Source organism: Allocoleopsis sp., assembly GCF_036703385.1.
Classification (GTDB): Bacteria; Cyanobacteriota; Cyanobacteriia; order Cyanobacteriales; family Coleofasciculaceae; genus Allocoleopsis.
The window spans coordinates 1-3,604 of sequence record NZ_DATNPA010000262.1 but is presented as its reverse complement, the minus strand read 5'-3'; the positions used below and the strand labels follow the sequence as shown (position 1 = coordinate 3,604).

The 3,604-nt window shown below is 50.2% G+C and carries 2 protein-coding genes; both read right to left on the bottom strand.

What is annotated here, in order from left to right; genetic code table 11:
- Positions 1–286: 286 nt before the first annotated feature.
- The gene (locus V6C93_RS12595; protein ID WP_333477007.1) at positions 287–3,145 is read right to left on the bottom strand and encodes an ATP-binding protein; all 2,859 of its coding nucleotides are present in this window, start codon (positions 3,143–3,145) and stop codon (positions 287–289) included.
- A 195-nt stretch (positions 3,146–3,340) separates the two neighbouring features.
- The coding region (locus tag V6C93_RS12590) for a response regulator (protein WP_333477006.1) at positions 3,341–3,604 on the bottom strand (264 nt) is incomplete at its 5' end.

Here is a 3,604-nt window from a genome sequence, read left to right as displayed (position 1 = left end):
GGTTACCCATCTACTTGGGTCTTCCCCTGCCGCTGCAAAGTTATCATCTCCGAATGTGGTTCCGCTCTTGGATTTAAGTTGAATGTCACGGACTTCAGGGCAAAGCGATCGTTATTTGAGAAAAACCCAGATTGGGGGGTCTCCCCCCAAACCCCCCGCTGGGCGACGGAGTGCCTCCCCCAGACCCCCTGCACAAGGGTTCTTTGGTGAGGTAGGAGAGTGCTTCAGTCAGTGCCATTCGTCCTAAAGCTATACATACTAACTATTTAGCCTGCTGCTCACTGATTTAATAAAGTCGCCTCCCAGGGCGACGCTTTTGAACAGACTGAGTCAACGTAGAATCTGCTAAAGAACTGGCTCCTAGCAAAGTTCGCACTTTGCCGATGGCATGAAAGCCTTGGCCTGTAGCTTTTACGGCTCGTGGCAATTCGATGCGGAAGGTAGACCCTTGACCCAATTTGCTCTCAACTGTAATGGTTCCCTGCATCAACTGAACCAACGATTTTGTAATGGCTAACCCTAAACCTGTCCCGGCGTACTTGCGAGTGATAGTCTGATCGATCTGCCGGAACTCCTCAAAAATATGTTCTAACTCCGCCTCGGCTATCCCAATCCCACTATCCTTGACAGCGATCGCCAAGCGATCAGGAGAAATCTCCCTCACCTCTACCTCTACACTCCCCGTCTGGGTAAACTTAATCCCATTGGAAAGGAGATTGACCAAAATCTGCCGCAGGCGAACGCTATCATTGATGACGTTGGCATTTTGTACGTTGTCGTGGATGTACAAAGCTAAGTGCCTCTCATCCGCAAGAGGACGAAGCTCATCAACGGTTGACCTCACTAAGGTCATGAGATTGAAAGCTTCCAGCTTCAACTCCAAGCGCCCCGCCTCAATTTTGGAGAGGTCAAGAATTTCATTAATCAGCGCCAGCAAATGTTTGCCGTTGCTGAGAATGCGCTGGATCATATCGGCTTGTTTAGGCACTAATGAACTTTGACGCTGGCGCAAGAGCAACTGAGAAAAGCCAATGATCGCATTCATTGGGGTGCGCAACTCATGTGACATAGTGGCGAGAAACTGGGATTTCAACCGCGCCGCTTCCAACAATTGCAGGTTATTCAGTTGAAGCTGCTGCCGCTGGTTTTCCAGTTCTTTGTTCTTGTGAGCCAGCATCTCATTTTGGTCTTCTAAGCGCTTCTCTTGCTCCTCCAAGGCTTTAATCATGCGAGCATTGTCAATGGCGATCGCAGCTTGTTCCCCCACTGCCACTAGCAAATTTCGGTCTTCTTCATCAAAGGCATTCTCATCGTCCCAATGTCCGATCGCCAAAACTCCCAGACGCCCTGACTGTACCGACTCAATCGCCGCTGCGTAAATGGCAGCCGGTACCTCCTCTAACTTCGACAACTCGCTAGACCTACCTTGAATTAACTGAGCTTTTCCTGTGGAGAGGACTCGCGAGAACAGCCCATCCTTTGGGGAGAGTGCGTTTTCCAGCCGCAGCTTTTCTGTGTCCATTCCCGCCATCACGGTCAAAACGAGCCCATCACACTGTGGGTTGTTGAGCATGATGAAGCAAAATTGGGCACCGGGGATCGCCCCAGCGACCGCTTCTACCATCTCTCGCAGCAAACCGGGCAGATCCGTCAATCGTTGGTTGAGTAAATTAGTGAGCTGCTGTAGCGTTCGCAATTGCTGCTGCTGCTCGCCTAGAATCAAAATAGCCTGACGCAGGTTCTCACTGGTTTCGTTTGTCTCTCGATAAAGCTGACCATTTTCCAGAGATAACGCAGCACGACGGGCGAGTTCCTCCGCCAGTGCCAAGTCCGTAGGTCGATAGCAACGACTTTGTTGGGTAGAGACCAAAGAGATCGCCCCCAAAGCCCGCCCACGCACTAAAAGCGGCACGATCATATAAGATTTGAAGCCCATTTCCCGCACAATTTGCCAGTGTTCGGCATTGCGAGTCGCCGCCATCAACTCCTCCTCGGTAACCTCCGAAACCAAGGCGGCATCGCCTGTACGGATCACTTTCATCGCAGGGTGTGTTCCGTTGAGGTCAGGCGAGTAGAAATCTTCTAGTTTTTGCATCTGCTCTTTCCAATGGGGGTCAGCATGAGCAACACCCATACGACGCACGACACCATCTTCGACAATATCGACGATACACAAATCTGCGAGGAAAGGGACGGCTAGTCTAGCGAGCCTATCTAGGGTCTTTTCGTAGTCCAACGAAGCCGAAAGCAGAGCACTCGCCTCCGCCAAGAATCGCAGCGATTCTTCTGCTCGCTTACGTTCGGTAATGTCGCTGATTACTCCCGACATTCGGAAGGGTCGTCCCTGTGCATCCCGCCAAGCTTTACCGCGTGCCATGCAGTAGCGATATTCCCCAGAACGATGCAACAGCCGAAATTCGACATCGAGTTCAACGTTATCTTCCAAGTGAGCTGCCACAGCCTGACTAATTCTCATGCGATCGGCCGGATGCAGCAACTGACAAACCAGATCGTAACTAACATCCGCCTCATCGGCTGACAAGCCAGTAATTTCATAGAGGCGGTCATTACAATAGATGGCGTGGGTCATCAGATCCCAGTCCCAAATTCCATCGTTTGAGCCTTCGAGCACCAAGCGGTAGCGTTCTTCACTTTCACGTAAACGCTCTTGAGCCGATGCGGCCTCCTTTTGGGCTCGGTAGAGGCGAACGGCATTGCGAACGCTGCGTGAAATCGTTTCGGGTGAGAGCTTGCTTTTAGGAAGATAGTCAGACGCCCCTGCTTTCATCAGATCAACGGCAGTTTGCTCGTCTCCCTGACCCGTTAAGACGACCAAAGGCACTTTGAGGCCAGCCCCCCGGACGGATTGAACTAGGGCTAGTCCGTCGCCATCTGGCAGGCGATAATCAAGTAAAACACAGTCAAAGCTGGGTTCACTTAAGGCGGTGTTAGCGTGAGCTGTTGCTTCGCTAGAGCTGTTGTCGTTCTCCGAAAGATCATCTCCCAAGAGAGCCTTCAACGCACTTTTGCAGTCAACCGCTACTGCCATTTCGGCTGAAATTCCAGCCTTTTTCAGCGCTCGGCTCACTGCCATGCGATCGACTTCATCATCTTCCACCACCAGGATGTTGATTATCTCTTCCATAACTAGCTCTTAGCTTTTAGCATTTAGCCCTTACCTGTTGGCTCACCACTATTGTGGAAAAATCTCCTCTATTTTTATCTCTACACAACGATAGGTTGATTTTCCTGTTGTTCACCCTGACTTGTGTCCCATAAATAGTTTTAAAATTTCCCAAGTCAGCGATAATATTCCAAAAGCGAAGATCTAACCCTGGTTTTACGGCATCTCACTTAGCATCCAATATTTATTGAGCGTCGCCATAGCTTCTACAAATTTATTAAACGTTACTGGCTTGATGATATATCCAGCCACATTCAGATTGTAGGCTTCCACTTTATCTTTATCCTCATTAGAAGTGGTCAGCACAATCACAGGAAGGGGTCGCAGTTCCGGATCGGCGCGTAGCTCTCGCAGAAACTCAATTCCTCCCATTTTGGGCATATTCAGGTCAAGTAAGATCAGTCGTCGTTGTCCAGGGAG